Origin of the sequence: Alishewanella sp. HH-ZS (assembly GCF_001704375.1) — a bacterium.
GTDB lineage: Bacteria > Pseudomonadota > Gammaproteobacteria > Enterobacterales > Alteromonadaceae > Alishewanella > Alishewanella aestuarii.
On record NZ_LZEJ01000037.1, the window covers coordinates 22,090 to 47,790 of the forward strand.

The 25,701-nt window shown below is 50.1% G+C and carries 25 protein-coding genes and 1 pseudogene; 17 read left to right on the forward strand and 9 right to left on the reverse strand.

The window, feature by feature from the left end; translation table 11 throughout:
• Positions 1 to 4 precede the first annotated feature (4 nt).
• From A9165_RS13510 to A9165_RS13545, 8 genes are all read left to right on the forward strand, one after another.
• Complete coding sequence (locus tag A9165_RS13510; protein WP_065956282.1) at positions 5 to 328, forward strand: hypothetical protein; 324 nt, start codon at positions 5 to 7, stop codon at positions 326 to 328.
• A 143-nt stretch (positions 329 to 471) separates the two neighbouring features.
• Positions 472 to 897 (forward strand): hypothetical protein, encoded by a 426-nt coding sequence (locus A9165_RS13515; RefSeq protein WP_065956283.1) that lies wholly within the window; start codon positions 472 to 474, stop codon positions 895 to 897.
• An 83-nt stretch (positions 898 to 980) separates the two neighbouring features.
• Positions 981 to 1,394 (forward strand): hypothetical protein, encoded by a 414-nt coding sequence (locus A9165_RS13520; protein WP_065956284.1) that lies wholly within the window; start codon positions 981 to 983, stop codon positions 1,392 to 1,394.
• A gap of 93 nt (positions 1,395 to 1,487) precedes the next feature.
• Positions 1,488 to 2,237 carry a hypothetical protein gene (locus A9165_RS13525; protein ID WP_065956285.1) on the forward strand — a complete coding sequence of 250 codons (750 nt, stop codon included), beginning with the start codon at positions 1,488 to 1,490 and terminating at the stop codon, positions 2,235 to 2,237.
• Between the two features lie 218 nt (positions 2,238 to 2,455).
• The gene (locus A9165_RS13530) at positions 2,456 to 3,601 is read left to right on the forward strand and encodes a serine hydrolase (RefSeq protein ID WP_065956286.1); all 1,146 of its coding nucleotides are present in this window, start codon (positions 2,456 to 2,458) and stop codon (positions 3,599 to 3,601) included.
• A gap of 78 nt (positions 3,602 to 3,679) precedes the next feature.
• Entirely contained in the window at positions 3,680 to 3,943 is a 264-nt protein-coding gene (locus tag A9165_RS13535) for a BrnT family toxin (protein WP_057786657.1), read from the forward strand.
• On the forward strand, positions 3,933 to 4,175 hold the full coding sequence (gene brnA / locus A9165_RS13540; protein WP_065956287.1) for a type II toxin-antitoxin system BrnA family antitoxin: 243 nt from the start codon (positions 3,933 to 3,935) through the stop codon (positions 4,173 to 4,175). The genes A9165_RS13535 and brnA overlap by 11 nt, the downstream gene beginning before the upstream one ends.
• A gap of 14 nt (positions 4,176 to 4,189) precedes the next feature.
• Positions 4,190 to 4,615 carry a thiol-disulfide oxidoreductase DCC family protein gene (locus A9165_RS13545; RefSeq protein WP_065956288.1) on the forward strand — a complete coding sequence of 142 codons (426 nt, stop codon included), beginning with the start codon at positions 4,190 to 4,192 and terminating at the stop codon, positions 4,613 to 4,615.
• Positions 4,616 to 4,891: 276 nt separating this feature from the next.
• Here the strand turns inward: A9165_RS13545 and A9165_RS13550 are convergent, their stop codons facing one another.
• From A9165_RS13550 to rluF, 3 genes and pseudogenes are all read right to left on the reverse strand, one after another.
• Positions 4,892 to 6,835 carry an exoribonuclease II gene (locus tag A9165_RS13550; RefSeq protein WP_065956289.1) on the reverse strand — a complete coding sequence of 648 codons (1,944 nt, stop codon included), beginning with the start codon at positions 6,833 to 6,835 and terminating at the stop codon, positions 4,892 to 4,894.
• A gap of 51 nt (positions 6,836 to 6,886) precedes the next feature.
• On the reverse strand, positions 6,887 to 8,323 hold the full coding sequence (locus A9165_RS13555) for a DASS family sodium-coupled anion symporter (RefSeq protein WP_065956290.1): 1,437 nt from the start codon (positions 8,321 to 8,323) through the stop codon (positions 6,887 to 6,889).
• Positions 8,324 to 8,391: 68 nt separating this feature from the next.
• Positions 8,392 to 9,102: pseudogene (gene rluF, locus A9165_RS13560) on the reverse strand (23S rRNA pseudouridine(2604) synthase RluF); the annotation flags it as partial.
• 150 nt (positions 9,103 to 9,252) lie between these two features.
• Between rluF and A9165_RS13565 the strand changes: the two are divergent.
• Together A9165_RS13565 and A9165_RS13570 are read left to right on the forward strand one after the other, a co-directional pair.
• Entirely contained in the window at positions 9,253 to 10,218 is a 966-nt protein-coding gene (locus A9165_RS13565) for an aldo/keto reductase family oxidoreductase (protein WP_065956292.1), read from the forward strand.
• A 10-nt stretch (positions 10,219 to 10,228) separates the two neighbouring features.
• Entirely contained in the window at positions 10,229 to 13,231 is a 3,003-nt protein-coding gene (locus A9165_RS13570) for a diguanylate cyclase (protein ID WP_065956304.1), read from the forward strand.
• 22 nt (positions 13,232 to 13,253) lie between these two features.
• On the opposite strand, the gene A9165_RS13575 is transcribed toward A9165_RS13570, so the two are convergent.
• Positions 13,254 to 14,900: an electron transfer flavoprotein-ubiquinone oxidoreductase gene (locus A9165_RS13575; protein ID WP_065956293.1), complete on the reverse strand. Its 1,647-nt coding sequence runs from the start codon at positions 14,898 to 14,900 to the stop codon at positions 13,254 to 13,256.
• Between the two features lie 258 nt (positions 14,901 to 15,158).
• Between A9165_RS13575 and A9165_RS13580 the strand changes: the two genes are divergently transcribed.
• From A9165_RS13580 to A9165_RS13590, 3 genes are all read left to right on the forward strand, one after another.
• Complete coding sequence (locus A9165_RS13580; RefSeq protein WP_008951947.1) at positions 15,159 to 15,908, forward strand: electron transfer flavoprotein subunit beta/FixA family protein; 750 nt, start codon at positions 15,159 to 15,161, stop codon at positions 15,906 to 15,908.
• Positions 15,908 to 16,834 (forward strand): electron transfer flavoprotein subunit alpha/FixB family protein, encoded by a 927-nt coding sequence (locus tag A9165_RS13585; RefSeq protein WP_065956294.1) that lies wholly within the window; start codon positions 15,908 to 15,910, stop codon positions 16,832 to 16,834. Before A9165_RS13580 ends, A9165_RS13585 begins: the two co-directional genes overlap by 1 nt.
• A gap of 95 nt (positions 16,835 to 16,929) precedes the next feature.
• Positions 16,930 to 17,424 carry a GNAT family N-acetyltransferase gene (locus A9165_RS13590; protein ID WP_065956295.1) on the forward strand — a complete coding sequence of 165 codons (495 nt, stop codon included), beginning with the start codon at positions 16,930 to 16,932 and terminating at the stop codon, positions 17,422 to 17,424.
• Positions 17,425 to 17,471: 47 nt separating this feature from the next.
• Here the strand turns inward: A9165_RS13590 and fur are convergent, their stop codons facing one another.
• Positions 17,472 to 17,912 carry a ferric iron uptake transcriptional regulator gene (gene fur / locus A9165_RS13595; protein ID WP_008610368.1) on the reverse strand — a complete coding sequence of 147 codons (441 nt, stop codon included), beginning with the start codon at positions 17,910 to 17,912 and terminating at the stop codon, positions 17,472 to 17,474.
• Between the two features lie 232 nt (positions 17,913 to 18,144).
• Between fur and A9165_RS13600 the strand changes: the two genes are divergently transcribed.
• On the forward strand, positions 18,145 to 18,633 hold the full coding sequence (locus A9165_RS13600; RefSeq protein WP_065956296.1) for a DUF4442 domain-containing protein: 489 nt from the start codon (positions 18,145 to 18,147) through the stop codon (positions 18,631 to 18,633).
• Positions 18,634 to 18,686: 53 nt separating this feature from the next.
• Here A9165_RS13600 and fldA read toward each other — a convergent pair whose 3' ends face one another.
• The 4 genes from fldA to A9165_RS13620 all read right to left on the reverse strand — a co-directional run bounded on the left by fldA (position 18,687) and on the right by A9165_RS13620 (position 20,537).
• Positions 18,687 to 19,217: a flavodoxin FldA gene (gene fldA / locus A9165_RS13605; RefSeq protein WP_057788991.1), complete on the reverse strand. Its 531-nt coding sequence runs from the start codon at positions 19,215 to 19,217 to the stop codon at positions 18,687 to 18,689.
• 13 nt (positions 19,218 to 19,230) lie between these two features.
• Positions 19,231 to 19,503 (reverse strand): LexA regulated protein, encoded by a 273-nt coding sequence (ybfE, locus tag A9165_RS13610; RefSeq protein WP_008610375.1) that lies wholly within the window; start codon positions 19,501 to 19,503, stop codon positions 19,231 to 19,233.
• A gap of 11 nt (positions 19,504 to 19,514) precedes the next feature.
• Positions 19,515 to 19,712, reverse strand: coding sequence for a DUF2788 domain-containing protein (locus tag A9165_RS13615; RefSeq protein WP_065956297.1), 198 nt, complete (start codon positions 19,710 to 19,712; stop codon positions 19,515 to 19,517).
• Between the two features lie 63 nt (positions 19,713 to 19,775).
• Complete coding sequence (locus A9165_RS13620; RefSeq protein WP_065956298.1) at positions 19,776 to 20,537, reverse strand: alpha/beta fold hydrolase; 762 nt, start codon at positions 20,535 to 20,537, stop codon at positions 19,776 to 19,778.
• 147 nt (positions 20,538 to 20,684) lie between these two features.
• Between A9165_RS13620 and seqA the strand changes: the two genes are divergently transcribed.
• The 3 genes from seqA to A9165_RS13635 all read left to right on the forward strand — a co-directional run bounded on the left by seqA (position 20,685) and on the right by A9165_RS13635 (position 25,598).
• On the forward strand, positions 20,685 to 21,227 hold the full coding sequence (gene seqA / locus A9165_RS13625) for a replication initiation negative regulator SeqA (RefSeq protein ID WP_065956299.1): 543 nt from the start codon (positions 20,685 to 20,687) through the stop codon (positions 21,225 to 21,227).
• 31 nt (positions 21,228 to 21,258) lie between these two features.
• Positions 21,259 to 22,908 carry a phosphoglucomutase (alpha-D-glucose-1,6-bisphosphate-dependent) gene (pgm, locus tag A9165_RS13630; RefSeq protein ID WP_065956300.1) on the forward strand — a complete coding sequence of 550 codons (1,650 nt, stop codon included), beginning with the start codon at positions 21,259 to 21,261 and terminating at the stop codon, positions 22,906 to 22,908.
• A 206-nt stretch (positions 22,909 to 23,114) separates the two neighbouring features.
• A complete protein-coding gene (locus A9165_RS13635) occupies positions 23,115 to 25,598 on the forward strand; it encodes a glycogen/starch/alpha-glucan phosphorylase (RefSeq protein WP_065956301.1) in 2,484 nt (827 codons plus the stop codon).
• The last annotated feature ends 103 nt before the right edge of the window (positions 25,599 to 25,701 follow it).

Here is a 25,701-nt window from a genome sequence, read left to right on the forward strand (position 1 = left end):
ATCAATGAGAAATATTCTAATTTTGAACATACTGGTATTTTCTTTACTGTCTTTTTCAGAATTTAGTTATGCAAGTGATGAAAATATTCTTTATAACAAGCATCAAAGTTTTACCGCCGTTATTGAGGATGTAATTGATGTCACTGATAACGGTTTCAGAAGTGTAAATTACATACTGACATGGAATGACAATAAAATTATCGTTCCAAAAAATAACTTGCCAGTACAAAAGAAAAAAGGTGAGACACTCAAATTTCTGGTGATGTGGCATGAGCTAAAAACAGATGAAGGTTCAGTTAAAAATCTTTCTTTTCAAGCTCTTGAGTGAATCATGCATAACAGCAAAATATTATCGCCAGCAAAAACGCTGGCTGCGACGTCAACACCCGCTGCGCGGCTTTCCGTGCTGAATTTGGGTGTTAGACACTGACCGGAAGCACCGCGGCATAATTAGACCATAAGGGGAGTAAGATGAAACATTTTATAAAAATAGCTCTGTTGCCAATAAGTCTGATTGGTAGTTGTTTTTCATATGCCAATCAAATCTCTGTTGATTTTTTGATAAATGAGCTAAAGATTGCTCATTCTGAATATCTAAATGGATCAATTGATAGCGGTCTTTATGCGCTTGAATCCTTAGCCAGATTACTTGAGTCAGATAAGTCGGCTACATTAATGGCAGAAACTGGGCCAAACAACCTGGCATTTACCTATATAAGAATAGGTTTATTACATGAGAGAGCGGGGAATAAGCGGGACGCTGATACTTATTTCAGTAAGGCTTTGAGTTTATATCAAGGCGAAAGAACTGACATAACCCAATTAAAAGAAGCGGTTGTAAAGTTGGATCTCGTGCCGTTATCACTATCAGGTTCGCCCCTTGGACAAGGCAGCTAACAAGTTACTCCACGCCAGTGGACCTCGCCCAATAAAGTAGACGCCCATAATACGGTAAGGTAGGCAAAACAAGGAGTAAATGGATGGATCAAATAGCAAATCGAATAATCGCCGTCATTTTAGGTATTGCACTAGCTTATGCGTCAATAGCTATTACTGGCATTGGTGCTGCAGTAACAATATCCGCTGACCTGCTAAAACCTGTTGCGCAAGTATCAGGCTTACTTGCATTCACGCTGGTCGACTTATTCACCATCGCAGTGCCGCTGGCGGCAGCATTTTTAGTGGTAGCTTTCGCCTGTAAGTTGGTAATCAGAAAGCCTGATTTTACGTTTTACGCATTGTTGCTCGCGCCTTTAGTACTCTTGCAGCTGTATTTCGTTGTGCAATCACAGCCTCAGATGCTTAATAACATCATTACAACGCTGCCGCGTTATCTGTTGTTGATGGTGTGCTTTTATTTCTTAGTTCGCGGCACTAAGCAGGCAAATGACTAACAAAGCCAGTCAGCATAGCTTCCTTTGGCCGCTGGACTCGCAATAACTTGCTCGCGTATGTGGATAAAACGCGTTAGATCTCAAGGAGAAATAATGAATAATTTATTTTTAGGTTTAGTTTTGGCTTTTTCTGTTCTGGTTGTCGGCTGTGCCAGTTTAAACGATGTCAATGAAAGCAGTCAGAGTCCTGAAACCTATGTTGGTATAGAAAATGGAATGCTGATTTATAGCGGCGGAATAACGGAAATATCAAACAACTCGATTTTCGCATTGTTTAATGAAGCAGAGGTAAAACCGAAGCGACTTCTTATTACGAGTCAAGGTGGTGAGATTGATGCCGGGCTGGCGTTAGGGCAATGGGTTAAAGATAATAATTTGGATGTTGAAGTTATAAGAGTATGTGCGTCTTCTTGTGCCAACTATGTCTTTCCAGCTGCCAGTACAAAGTATTTAAGAAAAGATTCAGTTTTGCTATGGCATGGTAGTGCTTGGCAATCCAATTGGAATGTTGATGCCAAAAACCGAGAAAGTTTTGATAAATATATAACTGAAATGCGTCAAAAGGAGACTGATTTTTTCGCAACTATAGGAATTGATAACTTACTGACGACTTATGGGCAGTCTAAATTTAGCGCTTTAGATTTCGCTCAGAGCTTTTTTGGTAAAGGAGCTGTCGGTTATGATTATTCTATAGCAGACATGGAGAAATTCGGTCTGAAAAATATTGTTCTGGTGGATGCTGAATGGGATTGGAGAAAATATAGGCCTAAATCAGCAGAGTTGGTAAAACGAATTAAGGTTGACGAAGATTTTGATTTCAAACTTCGTAGATTCGAAATATAACAGAAAATCCCGGTTATCAATCTTATAAAGTGAATAGCTTTGATACCGGCCGTTATAGCGTCACACCTGGTTTTGAAATATTCAAAAGCAACCCGTCTTAACGACGATACAGTTAGACTTTGCTACCAATACGTCAGTTAACCACGCTGAGGCTTATAGCGCCTGTAAAATTTAAAAATGCCATAACCAAAGCGCTACACATTTCTGGACAGACACTCTTGAATACAACAAGCACCAAGCCAAAACTCTGCTCGATTATCGCCGGCGCACTTACGTTAGTTGCCAGCTTAGCGGCAGCCGCCAGCGAACCGCTGCCGCCGTGGCAGCAAAAACTTGAGCAATCGGCGTTTTCCGGCACAGTATTAATTGCTAAATCCGATACTCTAATCTTTCAGCAAAGCTTTGGCCTGGCCGACCGGGAAAAGCAGCGCACCTTTGATAATACTACGGTATTTGATATCGGCTCACTCACCAAGCAATTTACCGCGACAGCAGTTATGCAGCTGGTAGAGCAGGGCAAGTTATCACTTACGGCAACTATCGATAACTACCTGGCGGATGTTCCTGCCGACAAACAACAGATCACCATCCATCATTTGTTAAGTAACTCGTCAGGCTTGCCGACTAACCCGCCCAGCATCAGTTTTTACGACGTTATCGATAGCGAGAGTTACACGCGGCAGGTACTGCAGCTGCCATTAGTTGCCGCCCCTGGCGAGCGCTATCACTATTCGAACCTGGGTTATTACTTGCTGGCGCAGCTAATTGAAATGGCATCAGGCCAGAATTGGGAAGCCTATATTCAACAGCACATCCTGTTACCGGCGGGTTTAACAGCAACCGGCTATCGCCTGGCGGATATACCGCTACACAGGTTGGCGATAAATTACGGTGCTGATCCCAACTGGTTACAACGGGCGTTTGGGTTACAAGCCAAGAGCCGCAGTGTGGGTGACTCGTTGCAGCATCTGCGCCAACAACCCGGCAAACGCTGGTTCGAAGGTAGCGGTGGTTTTGTCTCGACCGCGCAAGATATGCAGCGCTGGTATCAGATAATACAGACGGGCCAGATTTTAACCGCAGCCTCCTGGCAGCAGATGTTTACACCGCATATTACCGAGAATACTGAAAAAGGTTCCTACTATGGCTATGGTTGGGCTATCGACAAGCAGCATGGCTTTAGCAGGATTAATCACACCGGCTCAAACGGTTACTCCTATGCAACCTTCGATTACTACCCCGATGTTGGCTTATTTATTTTTACCGCATCGAATGATATCGATAATTATCCCTATCCGCTGTTAACAGAAATTAAGCAGTCGGTGTTAGAGACAATAGCGGCTAAGGATTTAGCAGAACCTTAAATGTTTTCTCCAACTTGCAAACGTAATCTGTTGGCTTACACTTAACAAATGCGCCATTAAGGTATAATTTATATACTAATGTATAAATTCGAGTTTGACGACGGAAAGAGCCTGCTTAACCTTGAAAAACATGGTATTGACTTTGTTGATGCGCAGCAGCTCTGGAATGATCCTTACTTACTTGAGATTGAGGCCAGATCTACAGATGAATCGCGTTCGTTAGTTATCGGCGCAATCGATGGTAAGGTTTGGTCGGCGGTGATTACCTATCGAGGTGAGATTATCCGATTAATCTCGGTCAGGCGGGCGCGTAAAGCTGAGGTGGCAATTTATGAAAGCTGAAGTATTCGACAAAAAGTTTGATGATAATGCGGTCGATATTATTGATGATCTTGACCTGTCGACAATTAAGCGTCCTAATCAGGCACAACGGCGTGTTAATGTAGACTTTCCTGCCTGGATGATTGAGTCACTTGATCAAGAGGCCAATCGGATCGGCGTTACCCGTCAGTCAATTATCAAGGTCTGGTTGGCTGAGCGATTGGAAGAAATTGCAGCGAACAAAGCTCGGTAGCTGCCGGTGGTGGTATGCACATGGGCTGCTCAATCAACACTAATCCGCATATCGTCATCTTCGATGGCGTTTGTCATCTCTGCCAGGGCGCGGTGCAGTTTATTATTAAACGTGACCCTCAAGCGCGCTTTGTTTTTGCCCCACTGCAAAGCGAGCTGGCACAGCAGCTATTGGCCGAATTTCCAGAGCTTAGCGCAGACACCGACTCCGTGCTGCTGATTAAGCAGCAGCGCTGTTACCTTTATTCTGATGCTGCGCTGGAAATTGCGCGCGATCTTAGCGGTTTCTGGCCTTATTGCAGGGTATTACGCTGGATACCCCGCGCCTGGCGTGATGCAGCATATAAATGGCTGGCGCGCCATCGCTACCGGCTCTTTGGTAGAAGTGAAGTCTGTATGTCGCCAAGTGCGGAATTAAAATCTCGCTTTATTGGACTATAAGCGGCGGTTCAGGTTGAATAATTTATTATCAACGTTGAAGATAAAAGCGGGTTAGTCAGGTATCAACCATCAGGGCGCTGTTTGGTCAGATTAATGCGCTGAGATCGGCGTTGTTGCCGGCGACATAATTTATTCAGAATGGTTAATAACAACACCTGGCTCCTTGCCTGATTAGAGAAAATGTTTGTGTTATCTGGACTGCAAAATACGAAATGTGACAAGCTAACTGCAGTCGCCGGCCATTATTGGCCGGCGAAGCTGAATTGCCGCTGAAGCTTAAAGATCTGCGCTGGCAGCGGGCAGTTTTAAATTAATGGTTTGGCTATCCGGATTAATCTCACTGATTTGCACCTGCAGCTGCTGTCCCAGTTCCAGCATGATGTTGTCCCCCTGATAGCAGCGGCCTTCTTCCCAGTTAGTACTGAGGCTGTCTGCCGGTACACCCAGCTCGCTCAAGGCTAAAAAGCCCTGGGCACCATTCTCGAGTAACCGCAGCCGAACACCGGTACGGTTAATATCCTGCACTTCACCGGTAAAGCATTGGCCGTCGGCTTGGGCAGTACTGAGGAACTGACAATACAGCCAATCGGCAATATCCCGCTCAGCACGGCGTTGAATTTTGCGCTGCTCAGCCAGCCGTTTTGCCAGCTCCGCAGCAGGGGGCTCTGTCGCGGTCTGTAATAAGGTAGCTTTAATCAGGCGCTGGTTAACCAAATCACTGTATTTACGGATTGGCGAGGTCCAGGTTGCGTAATATTCTGCGCCTAAACCAAAATGCGCAGCTGGGGTGGTGCTCACCGTGGCGTAAGCCTGGAAGCGGCGGATCCGCGTATCCAGATAAGCGGATGGCAGCTGATCCAGCCAGCGCCGTAACTGACAAAAGCCGCTTAATTCGGTGAGGGCGTCACCCAGTACCGGTGCGTCAAATTTGCTGAGTAGTTCATTAAGTGGGTTTAGCTTGCTGCTGTCAAAACCGCTGTGGGTATTAAACAGGCCAAAGCCCGGTTGTGATGCTAAATAGCGACCTGCGCTCTGATTGGCGGCGATCATCGCTTCTTCGACCATCAGATTCGCAATACGGCGCTGCTCGGCATGAATAGCGACAACCTGATGTCCGGCGTTGAGGTCAAAGCGGTAATCTGGTTTATCCGGAAACACGATGGCATGGGTTTTACGCCATTGCTGGCGGGCTTTTGCCAGCGCGCTAAGCTGCTGCAGCTGTTCGGCCATTAGCGAACTTTCAGGCTGCCAGCTGCCCGTGCCTTCCAGATAATCAGAGACTTGCGTGTAATCAAAGCGGGCCTGTGAGCAGATGGTAGCCAGCTCAAAGCGGTAGTCGGGTTCGATAGTGCCATCCTGCTGGATGTTTAGCGTTAACACCAGCGCCGGTCGCGGTTGGTTCGGGTGTAACGAACACAGCTCGTCGGCGAGTTGCCGCGGCAGCATCGGAATATTGCGACCAGGCAGGTAAGTGGTAAACAGCCGCTCTGCGGCGATCTGATCCAAAGCAGAACCTGCCGGAATATAGGCATCAGGATCGGCCACAGCGACCTTTAATTGCCAGCCTGTTGTGGTTTGCGTAATCGCAATCGCATCATCCATATCCTGGGTGCTGCTGCTGTCGATGGTGAAAAACGGCACAGCGGTCAGATCACTGCGTGGGGTAGTGGCTTGCTGTTCGCTGAATTCGGACAAGGGCGCCGCTGTCGGCAGGTTATGGCGCGCTAATACGACTAGCCAGGGCGCTTCTGGATCCATAGCTTTGGCAATCAGTGCCGTCACTTCAACCAGAAATTGTTCATCTTTTAACGCGTGCTGTACCAGCGTTGCCTGCACCCAGTCGCCGTCAGCCAGTGCTTTGTCATCAATACCATTAACGGCTTTGGCTTTTAAGCCATCTTTAAACAACGGTAAGTCGGGAACGATTTGCAAACGGTTTTTAAAACGCTTAACCCGGCCGACGAAGTTTTGTAAACCGGCTTCCAGCAAGGTTTCCGGTTCGGCCTGGGTTTTGGCATCAACCTCGCGGATCACGGCGCTGATGCGGTCACCGTTTAATAGTTTTTTCATCAAGGGCGGGCTGATAAAGTGGCTTTCTTTATCACTAACCTCTAAAAAGCCGAAGTTTTTAGTGGTGGCACGGACCACGCCTTCTTTTACCGGCAGCGATTCACGGAGCTGTTGCTTCAGCTGCGCCAGTAAAGGATTGTCTTGTAACATAAGGGTTCTCGTTATCGAGCCGCCGCCACTGCAGTGGCGGCTGACGCTGCGTTAGGAAAAAATAACCGGTACCAACCACAAACAAGCTGCGGTGATACAGATAATCGATAAAATATTTAAAGCAAATCCGGCTTTCACCATGTCAGCAATTTTCAGCTGACCCGAGGCAAAGACGATAGCATTAGGCGGGGTAGCAACTGGCATCATAAAGGCGCAACTGGCGGCAATCGCCGCCGGGATCACCAGCATGGTCACCGGCATACCCATCGAAACTGCCACCGGGCCCAGTAAAGGTAAAAAGGCGGCAGCGGTGGCGGTGTTACTGGTCACTTCAGTCAGGAAAATAATCAGCGTGGTGACCAACAGGATCAGTGTTAGCATATCCAGGGTGCCAAGCTGACTGACTTGTAGCGCGATAAAATCCGCCAGACCGGATTTTTGAATTTGACTGGCCAGGGTTAAACCACCCCCGAACAACAGCAAAATACCCCATGGCAGCTTTTGGCAATCCTCCCACACCAGCACGCGCTGGCCGCTTTTCAGGCTGACCGGCAAGATAAACAGCAGCAGTGCCACGCACACTGCAGTCACAGTGTCGTTCATCGGGATACCGGTAAATTCGGTGATTTTTTTCGCCAAGGTCCAGCAGAACGCTGCGGCTAAAAAGACCATTAGTACCAGTTTTTCGGCATTTTGCATTGGCCCAAGCTCCGCCAGTTTCTGGCGGTAGATTTGCCGGCTGTCGGCCTGCACTGCGCCGTCGAGCTTAAACTGAAAGCGGGTTAACCATAGCCAGCTTAACACCAACAATACGCTGGCCAGTGGCACCCCTAACAGCATCCAGTCGGCAAAACTCAGTGTGATGTTATGCACATTTTGCAGATACCCCGCAAGCAAGGCGTTTGGCGGTGTCCCAATCAGGGTGGCGATACCACCAATACTGGCAGCATAGGCAATCGCCAGTAGTACTGCCTTGGCAGAGCTGTCTTGCTGCTGGCCGCCCTGGCTTTGCATCGCAATTACCGATAAACCAATAGGCAGCATCATGACGGCGGTGGCGGTATTCGACATCCACATCGACAGAAAGGCGGTAACCAACATCATGCCGGCAATTTGCTGGCTGGGTTTACTGCCAACCAGCAGCATGGTCAGTAAGGCAATCCGTTTGTGCAGGTTCCAGCGCTCCATCGCAATCGACAGCACAAAGCCGCCAAAAAACAGAAAAATCAGCGGATCGGCATAAGGCGCGGCAACTGCGGCAATGCTGTCGAGTTTTAGCAGCGGCAACACGGCTAATGGGATCAGCGCCGTGGCAGGAATGGGCACCGCTTCGCTAATCCACCAGATCGCCATCCATAAGGTCAGACCACACATTATCCAGGCATGACGACTAAGCTCAGCGTCGAAGGGTTCGGTAAACAGGGTTAATAAGAATAGCGCCGGGCCTAACAGCAAAGGCAAAGTGGTTTTCAGGTTGGCCAATGACATCAATAGCTCCGTTATTCTTCGTGATCTTGGTTTAGCGCATTATTGGTAACAGCATGGGCAACAGTGCTGGAATGTTGCACCAGTTGTTCCAGTTCGGCAACTTCATCGGCATCTAACAGTCGCCACTGGCCGACTTTTAATTCTGCCAGCCGCACATGCATAATGCGGGTGCGTTTTAATTTCACCACCTCATAGCCTAAAAACTCGGCCATGCGGCGGATCTGCCGGTTCAGACCTTGGGTCAGGATAATATTAAAGGTATTGCGCGAGACTTGCCGTACTTTACAGGGTAGGGTCACCGTATCCAGAATAGGCACGCCCTGGCTCATGCGCTTGATAAAGTGCTCGGTTATGGGTTTATTCACCGTGACCACATATTCTTTTTCATGCGCATTGCCGGCGCGCAGCACTTTATTAACGATATCCCCGTCGTTGGTCAGGAATATCAGGCCTTCGGAGGGCTTATCCAGCCGGCCAATGGGGAAAATCCGCTCCGGGTATTTCAGCGCATCAATAATATTGCCGGCGACCTTACGTTCAGTAGTACAGGTAATGCCAACAGGCTTATGGTAAGCGATATATACCCGTTTGGGCTTATTTTTTAGCGGCTTGCCATCTACCAGCACCGTATCGCCGGCGCTAACTTTTAGCCCCATTTCGGCACTTTGGCCATTGACAGTTACCTTGCCGGCGGCGATGAGCGCATCGGCCTCACGGCGGGAACAATAACCGGTATCACTGATAAATTTATTTAAACGCACGAGATGGCTTTCGGACATGGTGTTAACGGCAGGCTCACTGACAGCTGAAAACGTCTAGTGTAAGGGGCCTGTCTGGGCAGAGCAAGGTTTTGCCGGTAAAAGCAGATTATCGCTTGGGTTCTGCCCTGGCTTGCGGTTAAAATACCGGCAACGAACAGGGATCTGCCAATGACTATACCAATAAACAAGGCATTACCATCAGCCAGCCGACTGGTGCTGGGTTGTATGGGGCTGGGCGGGGGCTGGAATAATACGCCGCTGCACCGTCAGGATGAACAACAGGCGTTTGCACTCATTGACAGCGCACTGGAAGCCGGTATTACGGTATTTGACCATGCCGACATCTATACCTTTGGTAAAGCCGAAACCGTGTTTGGCCGCTACCTTAACGCTTTTCCGCAGCGACGTGAACAGCTGCTGCTGCAATCAAAGTGCGGAATCAAGCTGGCAACTGAGCAGCAGCCAGGCTATTACGATTTAAGCCAGGCGGCGATTTTAACTGCCGTAGATGGCATTCTTAGCCGCTTACAAACTGACTATCTTGATATATTGTTACTGCATCGGCCCGATCCTCTGTTAGAGCCAGCCGAAATTGCTGCCGCCTTCACGCAACTGCTGCAACAGGGCAAGGTTCGCCACTTTGGCGTCTCTAATATGGCCTGGCCGCAACTGCAATTGCTCCAGCGTTACCTGCCGGTACCGTTGCGGGTTAATCAACTGGAAATGAGCCTGCAGCGGCATCACTTTATCGAAGAAACCTTACTCACCGGCATGGCCGAGGGTGCCAGCCGGCATTTTGGCTATGGTACCGTGGAATATTGTCAGCAGCAGGATATACAAATCCAGAGCTGGGGCAGTCTGGCGCAAGGGCGCTATAGCCAGGCGCAGCCAGATGAATCTGCTGCTGAGCAACAAACCCGCCTGCTGGTGAGCCGTTTGGCTGCTGAATATCAGGTGGCACCTGAAGCCATAGTGCTGGCCTGGTTGCTGCGCCATCCGGCGCAGATCCAGCCGGTAATAGGCACCAGCAAAGTTGAGCGCCTGCAAGCCGCAGTGCAGGCTCAGCATATCAGCCTAAGTCGTCAGCACTGGTATCAGCTGTATATTGCTGCCCGTGGTGCCGCTTTACCTTGAGTCTGTTGCCATGCTGAACCGCTTCGCCAACCCAATCTTGTTTTTGCTGATGCTATTAGCCTGTACTGCGGTCCCGGCGGCTGACAGGGTTTTTGCGCAATTACATCAACGGGTATGGAATACTGAGCATGGTTTGCCGCAAACCTCAGTGGTGGATATTACGCAGGATCCGGCCGGCTATATCTGGGTAGCGACTGAAGGTGGCCTGGCGCGCTTTGATGGTAACCAATTTCAGGTATTCAATGCCCAGAATACCGAGTTACTCCGCAACCCCTTGTTGCGGTCGTTACATACTACTGCGGCAGGTGAATTACTGATTGGCAGCTCCGATAAACTGATCCGCTATCAGCAGCAAGAGTTTCAGGAGCTGACGCTTGACGGGCGCAGCGTTGGCAGTGTGGAGGCAATGGCTGAAAACAGCCAGGGGCAGGTGTTTATTGCCGCTGAGCAGCTGCTGCTATGGCAACAGGGGCAGCTCAGTGTACTGCCGGTACCGGGCCGGCCGGTAAGCAGCTTACTGGCGGAAGGTGATCGCTTATGGCTCGGCGGCCCAGGTTATCTGGCACTGTGGCAAAATGGCGAATATCAGTTAGTCGCTGACATGCCACAAGCAGGCTGGCTGATTACCGAGATGGTGAGCACGGCCTCTGGGTTACTGCTCGCCACCCCGCAAGGGCTATGGCGATATCAGCACGGGCAGTTAAGTCCGGCGCAGCAGCAGATCGCAGATGAGGTGTTGCTGTTGTTCCAACAGCAGGACAACTTATGGGTTGCTACCTATCAGGAATTACGGCAGTACCGGGGACAACAACTGCTGTCGGTGACCGATTTACGGCAACACAGTAAGCTTGGCTGGTTGGTGTCGGCGTTTGAAAGCCGTGAGGGTTTTCTGTGGTTTGGCAGCAAAACCCATGGCTTGCTGCGTTTTCGCGCTGATGCGACGACCAATTATGGCGTAGCATCCGATTTGCCTGATCCCTATGTCTGGGCGCTGCAAGAGGCCGGCAATGAGCTGTTAGTCGGTTACAATGGCGGTCTGGCGGCATTTGACGGCGAGCGCTTTACCAGCAAAGTGGCGCCGGCGTTACTGTCACATCATGTGGTGTATTCGTTATTTCGTGAGGCGGACGGCACCATTTGGGCCGGAACCCGGCGTGGTTTAAATAAAATCAGTGCTGATTATCAGCAGGTGCAGCGCTTTAGCGCCCTTGACCATATTCAGATTAACGGTATTACGCAGCGGCGCGATGGTAGTATCTGGGTGGCAACCTTTGACGGTTTATACCGGATCTTACCGCACAGTGATCAGCCTGAGTTGATGACGCCTTCCCTTGGCTTACCGGCAAATCGCTTTCGGATCATTTTAACCGATAGTCAGGATCGCTTATGGCTGGGGACGCCCAACGGTGCCTATGTCTGGGATGGTTTACAGCTGAAAAAAATAAGCGATCCCCGGCTTGATGGTGTTTATGTGACCTTTATTACCGAGTTAGCGGATGGCCGGATCTTGCTTGGCACCCTGCAACATGGTTTTGCTTTTGAAGATGGTCAGGGGGGCTGGCAGCACATTACGCCGGAGCAGGGGTTGCCGTCAAATGATGTCATTTATCTGGCCGAAACTGACCGCGGCCTGATTATCGCCAACTTTAATGGCGTATACCGGCTCAGCTCAGCGGTGCTGACCGGGGGAGAGCTGCAAGCACGGATCATTATCGATGATATCGGCCCGGAGGCAGGCGTTGATGGCTTGCGCTGCTGCAATGGTGCCGGTAACAGTAAAGGGGCATTGTGGCAGGGCAAGGTTTATTTACCCAGTTTAAACGGTCTGGTCAGTGTTGATCTGGCTGACCTGTCAGATCAGGTGCCGGTACCGCAGGTGTTGTTGGAGGAGATTAAGGTCGGGCAGACTTCCTGGCCACTGGCGCAGCCGCTCGTCATCGATCAGCAGAGCCGGGATCTGGTATTCAGTTTTACGGCACCGGCCTACTACCGGCCCAGGACCTTATTATTCCGCTACCGCCTTAATGGCTATGATCAGCAGTGGACGACGGTCAATGACCGGCGCCAGGCGTTTTATACCAATTTACCGGCCGGTGAGTTTAGCTTTGAAGTGCAAGCCCGTTATCAGGGCGAAGGCGAGTGGAGTGCGATTGTCAGTCAGCCGTTACAGATTAAAGCGCGCTGGTATGAACAATATTGGTTTTACGTGTTGCTGGTGTTATTGGCGCTACTGGTGATCTATGGTAGCTATCGCTTGCGCCTGCAGCGGCTGGCCCGCTTGCAGCAGCAACTGGAGCGCATGGTCACAGAGCGGACGCAAGAATTAAATCAGGCCAACCAACAACTGGCGCAGCTGAACCAGCGCTTACAGTTGTTAAGTGTAACGGATGCCTTAACAGGGTTACATAACCGGCATTATTTACAACAGGTGTTGGATGCGATTCTGGCACGGGCGCGACGGCAGCAGCGGCCGTTACTCTGTTTATTATTGGATTTGGATAATTTTAAACAGGTCAATGATTTATTGGGCCATCAGGCAGGTGATGCGGTTTTACAGCAACTGGCTGCCTTGTTAAAACGCTTACTGCGGCAATCTGATCATCTGATCCGTTGGGGTGGTGAAGAGTTTTTAATTATCCAGGAGCAGCAGGATGAGCCACTGGCATTTCTTGGTCGCTTAATGCAAGCCATCGCAGAGGAATCCTGGACAGTGAAAGGAGAATTACCTTTTGCGATCAGTTGTTCGGTTGGCGTAGTGCAGTATCCGCTGCCGGATAACAGTAGTTGGAGCTGGACTCAGGCACTGGCATTGGCAGACAAAGCTTTATATCAGGTAAAGACCCATGGCAAGGCCGGCTGGTTGATGTTAACGCCGGTTGCCAAAGCCACCGCAGCGCAAAGTTGGTTACAGCAAGATGTGTTACAACTGTTGCAAAGTGGCAGTTTTAGTTATGTTGGCAGCAGTCTGGTGAGTCAGCAGTTGCAGCAGGAGCTGGCAAGCACGGAGCAATAATGCTCTGGCTTGCCGCTACAGGTTACATATTCGGATAGTTAGGACCGCCGCCACCCTCTGGTGTCACCCAGGTAATGTTTTGGCTCGGATCTTTAATATCACAGGTTTTACAGTGAATGCAGTTTTGGGCATTGATCTGCAGTCTTGGCCCTTTATCCTGCTCTTCAACAATCTCATAAACGCCAGCCGGGCAATAGCGCTGGGCGGGCTCTGCATACTTAGCCAGGTTCACCTGAATAGGAATGCTGGAATCTTTCAGTTTCAGATGGCAGGGTTGCTCTTCTTCATGGTTGGTGTTCGACAGGTAAACTGAGCTTAAACGATCGAAACTGATTTGATTATCCGGCTTCGGATATACGATAGGGCTGCAATTGGCAGCCGGTTTGAGCTGGGCATAATCGTGCTGGTCGTCTTTTAAAGTAAGCGGTAAGCGACCACTAAACCAGTTTTGATCCAGGGTATTAAAGGCGCCGCCCCAGAACGTGCCAAATTTATGGATTGCCGGGCCGAAATTACGTGAACGGTACAGTTCATCGTACAGCCAGCTGTCTTTAAAGGCAGTGGCAAAGCCGGTTAAATCCTGGCCACCGTTATCACCGTTCAATAAGGCCTGAGCTACCACTTCAGCGGCCAGCATGCCGGATTTCATCGCGGTATGGTTGCCTTTAATCTTGGCAAAGTTCAGGGTGCCGGCATCACAGCCAATTAATAAACCACCATTAAAACTCATTTTTGGCAGGCTGTTCAGGCCGCCTTTGGCAATAGCGCGGGCACCGTAGGACACGCGTTTACCGCCTTTTAAATATTGTTTTAAAGTCGGGTGTTGCTTGTAGCGTTGAAACTCTTCAAAGGGGTTTAGGTAAGGGTTGCTGTAGTTCAGGTCAATAATTAAACCGACCACGACCTGCTGACCTTCAGCATGATACAGATAGCCACCGCCGCTGGCGTCATCTAAAGGCCAACCGGCAGAGTGCACCACCAAACCAGCATGATGCTGTTCGGCCGGCACATCCCAGATTTCTTTAAAGCCAATTGCATAATGCTGTGGCGACTTGCCGTCATCCAGCGCAAAGTGTTTAATCAGTTGTTTGCCCAAATGACCGCGGCAGCCTTCGGCAAACAAGGTGTATTTGGCCAGTAATGCCATGCCGGGGGTGTAGCTGTCTTTGGGTTGGCCTTCGCGATCCAGGCCCATATCACCAATCAGAATACCTTTGACCGTGTTATCTTCCAGCACCAGCTCACTGGCGGCAAAACCCGGGAAAATTTCTACACCGAGCGCTTCGGCTTGCTCCGCCAGCCAGCGGCACAGGTTAGCGGCTGAGATAATATAGTTACCGCTGTTATGCATGGTCTTAGGGACGGCAAAGCCCGGTAGCTTGCGCGCATTCTGCTCATCACTAAACAGATAGATATCATCATGGGTGACTGGGGTATTTAGCGGCGCACCGCGCTCTGACCAATCCGGGAGCAATTCGTTCAGCGCGCGGGGTTCAAAGACAGCACCGGATAAAATATGGGCGCCGACTTCAGAGCCTTTTTCTACCACACAAACACTGATTTCCTGGCCTGCGCTTTCGGCCTGTTGCTTTAAACGAATAGCAGCCGACAGACCCGCCGGGCCTGCGCCAACGATGACCACGTCGTATTCCATTGCTTCTCTTTCCACCGGATTACCTCTCTTGCGTTGGCAGGTTGGGCTATGTTTATTGTGGAGTATGCCTGAGCTTTGCCACAGCCGCCTGTTTTGTGGATGCTATTGTTTACAGATTTTTTTATAAACATGGGAATTTATTGAGGGTAGCAGGATATTGCAGGTTGACGTTAACGTCAACAGGAAGTAGATTGTCGGCCATACTCAAAGTTATTAGTTTACCTGCACGTAAAGCAACCCGGGCAAGGGTTGTCGCATTCAGATGAGGCCATTATGAAGATACTAGTTCCGGTAAAACGGGTTATCGATTACAACGTTAAGGTTCGGGTTAAACCGGATAACAGTGGTGTGGATCTGGCGAACGTGAAGATGGCGTTAAACCCATTCTGCGAAATTGCGGTGGAAGAAGCCGTGCGTTTAAAAGAAGCCGGCGTTGCCACTGAGGTGGTGGTGGTCACTATCGGGAATAAAGCCGCACAAGAACAGCTGCGTACCGCGCTGGCGCTGGGCGCCGATCGTGCGCTGCAGCTGGAGACTGAACTTAACCTGGATTCACTGCAAGTGGCCAAGTTACTGGCCAAGGTGGTCGCAGAAGAGCAGCCACAGCTGGTGATTATGGGTAAGCAAGCCATCGATTCGGATAATAACCAAACGGCACAGATGCTAGCTGCCTTAACCGGTATGGGGCAAGGTACGTTCGCGTCGAAAGTGGTGGTAGCAGACGGTAAGGTGCAGGTGACTCGTGAGATTGACGGTGGTCTGCAAACGGTTGCCTTGACACTGCCGGCCGTAGTATCTACGGATCTGCGTTTAAATGAGCCGCGCTATGCCTCCTTACCGAATATTATGAAAGCGAAGAAAAAGCCGCTGGATGTCAAAGCCGCCGATAGCCTGGGTGTGGCACTGGAAAGTAAGGTTAATACGCTGAAAGTGACGACACCACCAAGCCGTCAGGCCGGGGTGAAAGTAGAAAGCGTCGCCGAATTGGTAGCCAAGTTAAAAGATGAAGCAAAGGTGATCTGATGAGCATTCTGGTAATAGCTGAACATAACAATAGTGCGCTGAAAGCGGATACCTTTAAAACCGTACAGGCTGCCAGTCAGCTTGGTGGTGAAATCCATGTGCTGGTTGCTGGTCAGGCGTGTCAGGCTGCGGCAGCTGAAGCCACAAGCATTGCCGGTGTCAGCAAAGTATTAGTTGCCGATGCCGCGCCTTATGCGCATCAGCTGGCAGAGAACGTCGCTGCCTTAGTGGCAGAGTTAGGTGCCGGTTATAGTCATATTCTGGCAGCCGCCACCACCGGTGGTAAGAATATGTTGCCGCGGGTGGCGGCGCTGTTAGATGTGGCGCAAATTTCTGACATTATTGCCATCGAAAGTGCAGATACCTTTGTGCGGCCAATCTATGCCGGTAATGCGATTGCTACGGTGCAGTCGGCTGATGCCATTAAAGTATTAACAGTTCGTAGTGCGGCCTTTGCCGCTGCAGCAACCGGCAATAACGCGCCTATTGAGGCCGTCGCGGTGGTTAAAGATTTAGGCGTATCCAGCTTTGTTGCCGAAGAGCTGACTAAATCAGAGCGGCCAGAGCTGACCGCCGCCCGGGTGATTATCTCCGGTGGTCGGGGCATGCAAAATGGCGAGAACTTTGCGCTGTTAAATGGCATTGCCGATAAGCTGAACGCTGCCATTGGCGCCTCGCGCGCTGCGGTTGATGCTGGTTTTGTGCCAAATGATATGCAGGTCGGTCAGACCGGTAAAATTGTGGCGCCTGATCTGTACATTGCGGTCGGTATTTCTGGCGCTATCCAGCATCTGGCTGGTATGAAAGACTCAAAAGTGATCGTTGCCATCAACAAAGATCCGGAAGCACCGATTTTCCAGGTTGCCGATTATGGTCTGGTCGGCGATCTCTTTACGGTATTACCGGAATTGGAAGCTGCGCTCTAAGCCGGTAAAACCTGATGCCCAACTAAGCCAGCCTCGTCGCTGGCTTTTTTTATGAGGCATATTTACTATAGCACCACACTTCAGGGAGAAACCTTATGCCACCTGTGATCCGCCATGCCGAGCCAGCCGATTTAGCCGCTGTCAAAGCCATCTATGACCAACCCAGCGTCTATGCCAATACGTTGCAGCTACCGTTTCAACCGCAAGCGAAGTGGCAGAGTTTGTTTGAGCCACAATCGGGTTTTTATAATCTGGTGGCTGAACTCGAAGGCCAGGTGGTGGGGCAGCTCGGGTTACAGGTGATGCAAAATCCGCGGCGACGGCATGCGGCGGAATTTGGTATGGGCGTATCTGAGCCATTCCAGGGGCAGGGTATTGGTTCGGCCTTGTTACGTGCCGCGCTGGATTTAGCCGATAACTGGTTGGCCCTGCGGCGGGTGGAGCTGCTGGTATACAGCAGTAACGAGTCAGCCATTGCACTGTATGAACGCTTTGGTTTTGAAGTTGAAGCCGAACTGGCCGATTATGCCTATCAATACGGCAACTATATCAGTGCGCTGGTGATGTCGCGGCTGCGAAATACGGCTTAAAGGCAATAAAAAACCGCCGGTGGGCGGTTTTTCTTTAGCATTAGCAGTTAGTTCTGCTCGCTGTTTTTCTTGCACTGCACTGTGTCTTCACATTCACCATACATATATAAACTGTGGTGAGTCAGTTTAATACCATGCTGTTTGGCAATCGCCAGTTGGCGCTGCTCGATGGTGTCGTCTTCAAACTCAACCACCTTGCCGCACTTCAGGCAGACTAAATGGTCGTGGTGGTTGGCGCCGGCCAGCTCGAACACTGACTTACCGCCTTCGAAATGGTGGCGGGTTAAAATGCCGGCATCATCAAACTGGTTTAGTACCCGGTATACGGTCGCCAGACCGATATCCTCACCGATGTCCAGTAATAGCTTATATACATCTTCGGCACTGATATGCTGGTTTTTCGGATCCTGCAGGATCTCCAGGATCTTCACCCGGGGCAGTGTGACCTTTAAGCCAGCCTTACGTAACTCGGTATTATGATCGTTCATAGCAACTCTTATCTAAACGTGAACTTACAGGGATTATAAAGAGATTAGTTTTATATTCAATTGCTTTATCCCTTTTCTATTTTTAGTTGCACATATAGCCGCTTACAGCTTGGTTTTACGCTTGTTTCGTTGAGGGCACTGCTGCGGATTTGTCGTGATAGGCGTTACCAAACTTGCTGAAATCGAAAAGCCGGGTAGAATGCACTCCACAGGTCATACCAGAGAGTGATTTATGCGTTGGGCATTTAAACCGGGCGTTATGCGCCATTTACTGAATTTCTGGCCACCGTTTTTTTTCAGTGGCATTAAGGTAGCGGAGCTGAGCAGCGACTATCGCTATTGCCGGGTCGAGCTGAAATCACGGCCCTGGACCCGCAATATTAATAGTAGCCAGTTTGGTGGTTCGATGTTTGCGATGACCGATCCGATTTATCCGTTGCTGCTAATGGGCGCCCTGGGTAAAGAATATCTGGTGTGGGATAAACAGGCCGATATCAACTATATCAAACCGGGTTACAGCCGTTTAACCGCTGAGTTCTGGCTGTCGGATGAGATGGTGGAGCAGGTTAAACGTGAGACCGACGGCGGCGAGAAGTTTTTTCCGCAGTTTCTGGTGCATATTAAAGATACTAATAACCAGGTGGTATGCGAAGTCAATCGCACTGTCTATATCCGGAAAAAGCCAAAGTACCGCGCAACCGAGTCAGCAACTAAGGCATAAAAAAAGCCGGCGAACCGGCTTTTTCTGCTGTGAACGGCTGCTAAAACGGCAGCTTACAGCTTGGCAAATTCCGCCAGGCTCATTTCATCATAAATCTGCTTACACCATTGCTTAACCCGTTGCTCGGTCAGCTCCGGCTGGCGATCTTCATCGATGCCCAGGCCAATAAAGTGGTTGTCATCGACCAGTGCTTTTGAGGCAACAAAGTTGTAGCCGGCAGTTGGCCAATGGCCGACAATAATGGCGCCTTTCGGCTCGATAATATCGCGCAGGGTGCCCATCGCATCCAGGAAGTACTCAGCGTAATCTTCCTGATCGCCACAGCCGAAAATCGCGACCAGCTTGTTATTAAAGTCGATATTTTCCAATTCCGGGAAGAAATCATCCCAGTCGCATTGGGCTTCACCGTAGTACCAGGTTGGGATCCCGAGCAGCAGTAGATCGAAGCTTGCAATATCTTCTTTGCTGCTTTTCGCGATATCACGAATATCGATTAAGTTTTTACCCAGTTCTTTCTGGATCATCTTGGCGATATGTTCGGTGTTACCGGTATCGCTACCAAAAAAAATACCCACTGTTGCCATAGTTAACGCCTTCTTACCTGGCCAAAGCCTGTTCTAACAGATGTTCAATAAAATTACTGCGTGTCATCTTGGCCAAAGCCGCTGCCTGATCGAGTTTGTCACACAGCTGCTCTGACACCTTGCATTCGATACGCTTTAACCCCTTTACGCGATCGCGCTTGATTTGGTTGCGCTTGTTCAGTTTTAACTGTTCTTCCCGCGGCAGGGGGTTAGTTTTCGGTCTGCCGGGGCGCTTGTCCAGCGCAAATAAATCAATGGTGGTGCGATCGGTGGCTATTTTCGCCATGACGTCGCCTCTTATTCGAAAAAATACTGCAATACACTTTTCACGATAAAGACCAGCGGTGATAAAAACAGCACCAGCCAGACAAAAAATTGCCCCATTTTCGGAGCCTGACTTTTCTTCAGTACATCGCGGATCGCCAGTACGATAAAAATGTATAACACACCCAGGCCAAGCCACAGGCCAATGCTTTCAAACTGCTCTACACTCATTTGCAATGGTCGTCCCGAAAAAAGTGCGCGCACTATAGCACAACTGGCGCAGCTTTTTCTGCGCTAGCTCAATAAAAAATCGCGCACAATTTTATTAAACGCCGCCGGTTTCTCAGCATGCAGCCAATGGCCGGTGCCTTCGATCACTTTGGCTTGCGCCGCCGGAAAATGTGCCAGGATAGTCGGCCGATGCTCAGGCAAGATGTAATCGGAGTTGCCGCCTTTGATAAAGAGTGTCGGACCATCAAAGACTCCCTCGGCAACCGGAGCACCAATAAGCGCCTGATAATGCGTACTTAAGGCATCCAGATTAAAACGCCAGCGAAAGCCGGTCTCGGTTTTATCCAGGCTTTTTAGTAAAAACTGTCGCACGCCTGCTTCCTGGATATAGGCCGCCAGCAGTTGATCTGCTTCGGCCCGGCTGCTTAGGGTAGTTAAATCAAGGCTATTCAGACCGGCAAAGATACTGTTATGCCGGGGTGGATAACCGACAGGGGCGATATCGGCCAGGATCAGGCGCTGTGGTTTAATCGTGTTTTGCAGCGCATATTGCATGGCAATTTTGCCGCCCATGGAATGGCCAAGCAGTGCAAAGGGCTTAAGTGCCAGACTGTCCAGTGTTTCAGCCAGATCTGCGGCCAGTAACGGATAACTCATGTCGTTACTCTGTGGCGAGCGGCCATGGTTACGCACATCAATATTCAGTACCTGAAACTCATCCTGCAGTGCACGAGCGATCACACCCAGATTTTCAAAACTGCCGAACAGGCCGTGGATCAGCACCACCAGCGGCCCCTGACCGTTAAGTTGATAATTTAGTATCATAACCGCTACTCTTTTGCTTTACGGAGTCTTAGTAATAGCGGGCTATTCTAGCAAAACATCAGCCCAGCGTCAGGCACCGGCGGAAACTCGCATCTTTTGCTGCTTTGGGTATATAATCAGGCCAATTTGAGGTAACGGATTAACACTATGAAAACCATTGAAATTGACGACGATCTTTATCAGTTTATCGCCGGCCAGACCCAGCGTATTGGCGAAAGTGCCTCAGATATTCTGCGTCGTTTACTACCCGGTGCCCCTGTCAAAGCTGCTGTAAACACTGCACCTGTCAAAGCTGCTGTAAACACTGCACCTGTCGCAGCAGCGGTGGTCGAACCTGCTGGCAAAACTAAAGCCGGTAATATTTTTGATCTGGTAACACCGCAGGATTTACAAACCGAACAGAATATCGTTGGTCGCTTTTTATACCTGTTATCGGTTTTGGCGCGGGTACACAAAAAAGATTTTGCCAAGGTGCTGGAGATTAAAGGTCGCAACCGGCTGTATTTTGGGACTTCGGCCGAGGCGTTAAACGAAGCGGGCAGCAGCACTAACCCGAAGCAAATTCCTAATACCAACTTCTGGGTGATCACCAACTCCAATACCACCCGGAAAAAAATGATGCTGACGGAAACTGCGATTAAACTTGGCTATAGTGCTGAAGACGCTGAGCGTATCCGCGACTTACTCTGATTAACTGAATTACGCTAAAAAGGAAGTGCCCATGTCATTACATCCGCTGGCAGGTCAGCCAGTTCCAAACGAACTTATTCCGAATATCTGCCGGTTGATGACGGCTTACTATGTACTGGAGCCCGATGTGCATCAACATCCGGAGCATAAAGTCAGTTTTGGTACCTCCGGCCATCGCGGCAGTGCCCTGCAGCACACCTTTAATGAGCCACATGTACTGGCTGTTTGTCAGGCAATTGCCGAGTATCGGAAAAAACAGGGCATTACCGGGCCATTATTTTTAGGTAAAGATACCCATGCCTTGTCCGAGGCAGCTTTTGCCAGCGCACTGGAAGTGCTGATTGCCAATAAAATTCAGGTCTGCATCCAGAAAGACTTAGGCTATACCCCGACACCGGTGATTTCTCACGCTATTCTGACGCACAACGACGGCGAAAGCAGCCAACTGGCCGATGGTATCGTGATTACGCCTTCGCATAATCCACCGGAAGACGGCGGCATTAAATACAACCCGCCGCATGGTGGTCCGGCAGATACCGATGTCACCGATTGGATTGAAAAACGCGCCAATGAGCTGTTAGCCAAAGATCTGGAAGGCGTGCGGATGATGCCTTATGCACTGGCGATTCAGTCAGGCTATTGTCAACACATCGATTATATTCAGCACTATGTTGATGACTTAGAAAACGTGATTGATATGGGGGCCATTGCCAAAGCCGGCATTCGTATTGCCGTCGATCCGATGGGCGGTTCGGGCATTGCGTTCTGGCCCAGAATTGCTGAGCGCTATGGCCTGAATATCACCGTGGTCAATGACAAGGTGGATCCGTCTTTTAGTTTTATGTCGCTGGATAAAGACGGCAAAATCCGCATGGATTGCTCGTCAGCCCATGCCATGGCAAGCTTAATTCAACTGAAAGATCAATTTGATATTGCGATTGGCAATGATCCGGATTTTGATCGCCATGGCATAGTGACCCGTAGTGGCGGTCTGATGAACCCGAATCACTATCTGGCCGTTGCCATTAACTATCTGCTGGCCAACCGGCCGCAGTGGGGCGCTGAGCTGGCGATTGGTAAAACCCTGGTCTCCAGTGCGCTGATTGACCGTGTGGTTGCGGCGCAGGGCCGGGTGCTAAGCGAAGTGCCGGTCGGCTTTAAATGGTTTGTCGATGGTTTACATAAAGGCGAGATCGCCTTTGGTGGCGAAGAAAGTGCCGGTGCCAGTTTCCTGCGCCATAATGGCACTGTCTGGTCGACCGATAAAGATGGCTTTATTCTGGGCTTACTGGCCGCCGAAATGCTGGCAAAAACCGGGGTTGACCCTTATCTGCAGTATCAGGCGTTAACCCGTAAGCTAGGTTCGCCACTATACCGGCGTCTGGATGCACCGGCGTCTGCGGCACAGAAGGCGGCGCTGAAAAATCTGGATGTCAGCAGTGTTAAGGCCACCTGCCTGGCCGGCGATCCCATTACGGCGGTGCTGACCAAGGCGCCGGGTAATAATGCCGGCATCGGCGGTGTTAAGGTCGTTACCAAAAATGGTTGGTTTGCCGCCCGTCCGTCTGGCACCGAAAATGCCTATAAAATCTATCTGGAGAGCTTTGTCGATCAGGCACATCTGGAGCAACTGGAACAGGATGCGAAAGCCTTTGTGGCAGCGGTATTTGCGAACAGTTGAATATAAAAAGGATTTAAAAGTAAGGGGTTAGGTAAGGCTAACCCCTTTTTTGTCACTTGCGTACTGATAGTTAGTTATGTAATTAACTTACGAAATGATGGGTAGTCTTTGCCAAAAGTGCGATTTTGCGGTATTGTTTTTGTAATTTTTCTACAATTATTACTGTGTAACATCGCTGACTGTGGCGAATACATTTGGGACTGGCAATGAAAAAGACCTCTACAGCTTCGGCAGCAAAGGCTGCCAACACTGCCGCTGAGCAGCTTAAAGAAAGTATTATCAAACACTTACACTCCACGCTTGGCACCGACGTTAATAAAGCCAGCCATCAGGCCTGGTGGCGCGCGACCTGTGCTGCGGTAAACGAGCAGGTTTTCGATGGCCTGCGCAATACCCAACGCACCCATTATGAGCAAGATACCCGGGCGCTGCACTATTTTAGCCTTGAGTACCTGATGGGGCGGATGTTCAGCAATAACCTGCATAACCTTGGCATTTATCAGGACGCCAAACAGGCACTGGCTGAGCTGGGGCTGGATATTGCCGATCTGGAGCAGCAGGAAGAGGATATGGCGCTGGGTAACGGCGGCCTGGGTCGTCTGGCAGCCTGCTTTATCGAATCACTGGCGACGTTAAATTACCCGGCCGTGGGTTACGGCATTCACTATGAGAACGGCCTGTTCCAGCAGAGCTTCCAGGATGGCCGGCAGATTGAGCGGCCGGATAGCTGGCGTGAGTACGGTAACCCGTGGGAAATTTGTCGCCCGGAATCGGTGCAGGAAATTGCCGTATATGGCTATGTCGAAACCGTATTTGACTTACAGGGCCAGATGAAAAAAGTCTGGCACCCGGGCCGGATCATCAAGGGGGTGCCGTGGGATATTCCTATCGTCGGCTATGATGGCGGTGCGGTAAACGTATTGCGCTTGTGGGAAAGCCGCGCCTCTGACTTCTTTAACTGGGACGTGTTTAACTCCGGCGGTTATGTTGATGCCGCGCGGGAAAACGTGGAAGCGGAAAACATCTCTAAGGTCCTGTACCCGAACGATGAAACTGATGCCGGTAAAGAGCTGCGTCTGATTCAGCAGTATTTCTTCTGCTCTTGCTCGTTAAAAGACATTATCCGCCGCTATAAGCGTCGCCATGGCGATGACTGGAGCCACTTTGGCAAGCAGGTGGTCATTCAATTAAACGATACCCACCCGGCGGTGGCGATACCGGAACTGATGCGGATTCTGGTTGACCGTGCTGAAATGGCATGGGATGACGCCTGGGCGATTTGTCAGCAGGTATTTGCCTACACTAACCATACCTTATTGCCGGAAGCACTGGAAAAATGGCCACTGCGCTTATTTGAAAAAGTGCTGCCACGGCATATCGAAATTATTTACGAAATTAACCGCCGCTTCCTGCTTGAGCAGGTAGAAATGCGCTGGCCGGGTGACAATGCGAAGAAGCGCAAGCTGTCGATTATCGAAGAAGGCCATGAGCAGATGGTGCGGATGGGGCATTTGTCGGTGGTGGGCTCCTTTAAGGTGAACGGGGTGGCAGAAATTCACTCCAAGCTGGTGAAATCTGATCTGTTCCCGGAAATGGTGGCGCTGTGGCCGGATAAATTTACTAACGTTACTAACGGTGTAACACCGCGGCGCTGGTTAAAAGCCTGTAACCCAAGGCTGGCTACCTTGCTGGATGCCAAGGTGGGTGACGATTGGCCAACCGATCTGAAAAAGCTGCATAAGCTGGCTGACTTTGCTAAAGATCCTGCATTGCAGGATAACTTTATGGCGATTAAGCAGCAGAACAAAGCCGATCTGGCGCGGGAAATTAAAAAGCTGACCCGGATTGAAGTGGATCCGGCGGCGCTGTTTGATGTGCAGATCAAACGCCTGCATGAATACAAACGGCAGCACCTGAACCTGCTGCATATCCTAGCGTTGTACCGGCGTATTCTGCAAAACCCGGATTATGATATGGTGCCACGGGTGTTCCTGTTTGGTGCTAAGGCGGCACCGGGCTATAAGCTGGCAAAAGAGATTATCTATGCGATTAACAAGGTCGCCGATAAGATCAACCACGATAAGCGGGTGAAAAACCGCATTAAAGTGGTGTTTATGCCAAACTACCGGGTGAGCTTAGCTGAGAAGATGATCCCGGCCGCGGATGTCTCGGAGCAGATCTCTACCGCCGGTAAAGAGGCCTCAGGCACCGGTAATATGAAGCTGGCGTTAAACGGCGCTATAACGGTCGGTACCCTGGATGGCGCCAATATTGAAATCGCTGAGGAAGTTGGTGCGGATAATATCGCGATCTTCGGTTTAACCGTTGATGAAGTAAAAGCCTTATATGAGAGCGGCTATAACAGTTACGATTATTATCATAATAACCCGGAGCTGAAAGCTATTCTGGATTGGCTGGAAACCGATTATTTTACGCCGGGTAAACCGGGTGAGTTAGCGGCGATTAAACGTAGTTTACTGGAAGGCGGCGACCCTTACCTGGTGCTGGCCGACTTTGAATCCTACCTGGCGGCACAGAAAAAAGTGGATACCTGGTATCGCGATAAAGCGCTGTGGGCAGAAAAAGCCATTCTGAATACCGCTTCGGTTGGTAAATTTACCTCAGATCGCTCGATTGAAGATTATGTAGAGCGGGTATGGCAATTAAAGCCGTGCCAAATCAAAAAGTAAACTCCGCACGACCCACCAGGGCGCATCCAGTGCGCTCTTGAGCAGAGTAACCAAGGCAGCGCGATAAGCTGCCTTTTTTTATGTGCGCCGGGCATGGCGCGCA

What these genes read in the sequence shown, in the direction of transcription:
- A9165_RS13580 (WP_008951947.1), top strand. Translation starts at nt 15,159, where the DNA reads ATGAAGATACTAGTTCCGGTAAAACGGGTTATCGATTACAACGTTAAG.
- brnA (WP_065956287.1), top strand. Translation starts at nt 3,933, where the DNA reads ATGAAAGCTGAAGTATTCGACAAAAAGTTTGATGATAATGCGGTCGAT.
- A9165_RS13590 (WP_065956295.1), top strand. Translation starts at nt 16,930, where the DNA reads ATGCCACCTGTGATCCGCCATGCCGAGCCAGCCGATTTAGCCGCTGTC.
- A9165_RS13615 (WP_065956297.1), bottom strand. Translation starts at nt 19,712, where the DNA reads ATGAGTGTAGAGCAGTTTGAAAGCATTGGCCTGTGGCTTGGCCTGGGT.
- fur (WP_008610368.1), bottom strand. Translation starts at nt 17,912, where the DNA reads ATGAACGATCATAATACCGAGTTACGTAAGGCTGGCTTAAAGGTCACA.
- ybfE (WP_008610375.1), bottom strand. Translation starts at nt 19,503, where the DNA reads ATGGCGAAAATAGCCACCGATCGCACCACCATTGATTTATTTGCGCTG.
- A9165_RS13565 (WP_065956292.1), top strand. Translation starts at nt 9,253, where the DNA reads ATGACTATACCAATAAACAAGGCATTACCATCAGCCAGCCGACTGGTG.
- A9165_RS13525 (WP_065956285.1), top strand. Translation starts at nt 1,488, where the DNA reads ATGAATAATTTATTTTTAGGTTTAGTTTTGGCTTTTTCTGTTCTGGTT.
- A9165_RS13585 (WP_065956294.1), top strand. Translation starts at nt 15,908, where the DNA reads ATGAGCATTCTGGTAATAGCTGAACATAACAATAGTGCGCTGAAAGCG.
- A9165_RS13555 (WP_065956290.1), bottom strand. Translation starts at nt 8,323, where the DNA reads ATGTCATTGGCCAACCTGAAAACCACTTTGCCTTTGCTGTTAGGCCCG.
- A9165_RS13620 (WP_065956298.1), bottom strand. Translation starts at nt 20,537, where the DNA reads ATGATACTAAATTATCAACTTAACGGTCAGGGGCCGCTGGTGGTGCTG.
- A9165_RS13535 (WP_057786657.1), top strand. Translation starts at nt 3,680, where the DNA reads ATGTATAAATTCGAGTTTGACGACGGAAAGAGCCTGCTTAACCTTGAA.
- A9165_RS13635 (WP_065956301.1), top strand. Translation starts at nt 23,115, where the DNA reads ATGAAAAAGACCTCTACAGCTTCGGCAGCAAAGGCTGCCAACACTGCC.
- A9165_RS13520 (WP_065956284.1), top strand. Translation starts at nt 981, where the DNA reads ATGGATCAAATAGCAAATCGAATAATCGCCGTCATTTTAGGTATTGCA.
- fldA (WP_057788991.1), bottom strand. Translation starts at nt 19,217, where the DNA reads ATGGCAACAGTGGGTATTTTTTTTGGTAGCGATACCGGTAACACCGAA.
- A9165_RS13600 (WP_065956296.1), top strand. Translation starts at nt 18,145, where the DNA reads ATGCGTTGGGCATTTAAACCGGGCGTTATGCGCCATTTACTGAATTTC.
- A9165_RS13570 (WP_065956304.1), top strand. Translation starts at nt 10,229, where the DNA reads ATGCTGAACCGCTTCGCCAACCCAATCTTGTTTTTGCTGATGCTATTA.
- A9165_RS13515 (WP_065956283.1), top strand. Translation starts at nt 472, where the DNA reads ATGAAACATTTTATAAAAATAGCTCTGTTGCCAATAAGTCTGATTGGT.
- pgm (WP_065956300.1), top strand. Translation starts at nt 21,259, where the DNA reads ATGTCATTACATCCGCTGGCAGGTCAGCCAGTTCCAAACGAACTTATT.
- seqA (WP_065956299.1), top strand. Translation starts at nt 20,685, where the DNA reads ATGAAAACCATTGAAATTGACGACGATCTTTATCAGTTTATCGCCGGC.
- A9165_RS13545 (WP_065956288.1), top strand. Translation starts at nt 4,190, where the DNA reads ATGCACATGGGCTGCTCAATCAACACTAATCCGCATATCGTCATCTTC.
- A9165_RS13550 (WP_065956289.1), bottom strand. Translation starts at nt 6,835, where the DNA reads ATGTTACAAGACAATCCTTTACTGGCGCAGCTGAAGCAACAGCTCCGT.
- A9165_RS13510 (WP_065956282.1), top strand. Translation starts at nt 5, where the DNA reads ATGAGAAATATTCTAATTTTGAACATACTGGTATTTTCTTTACTGTCT.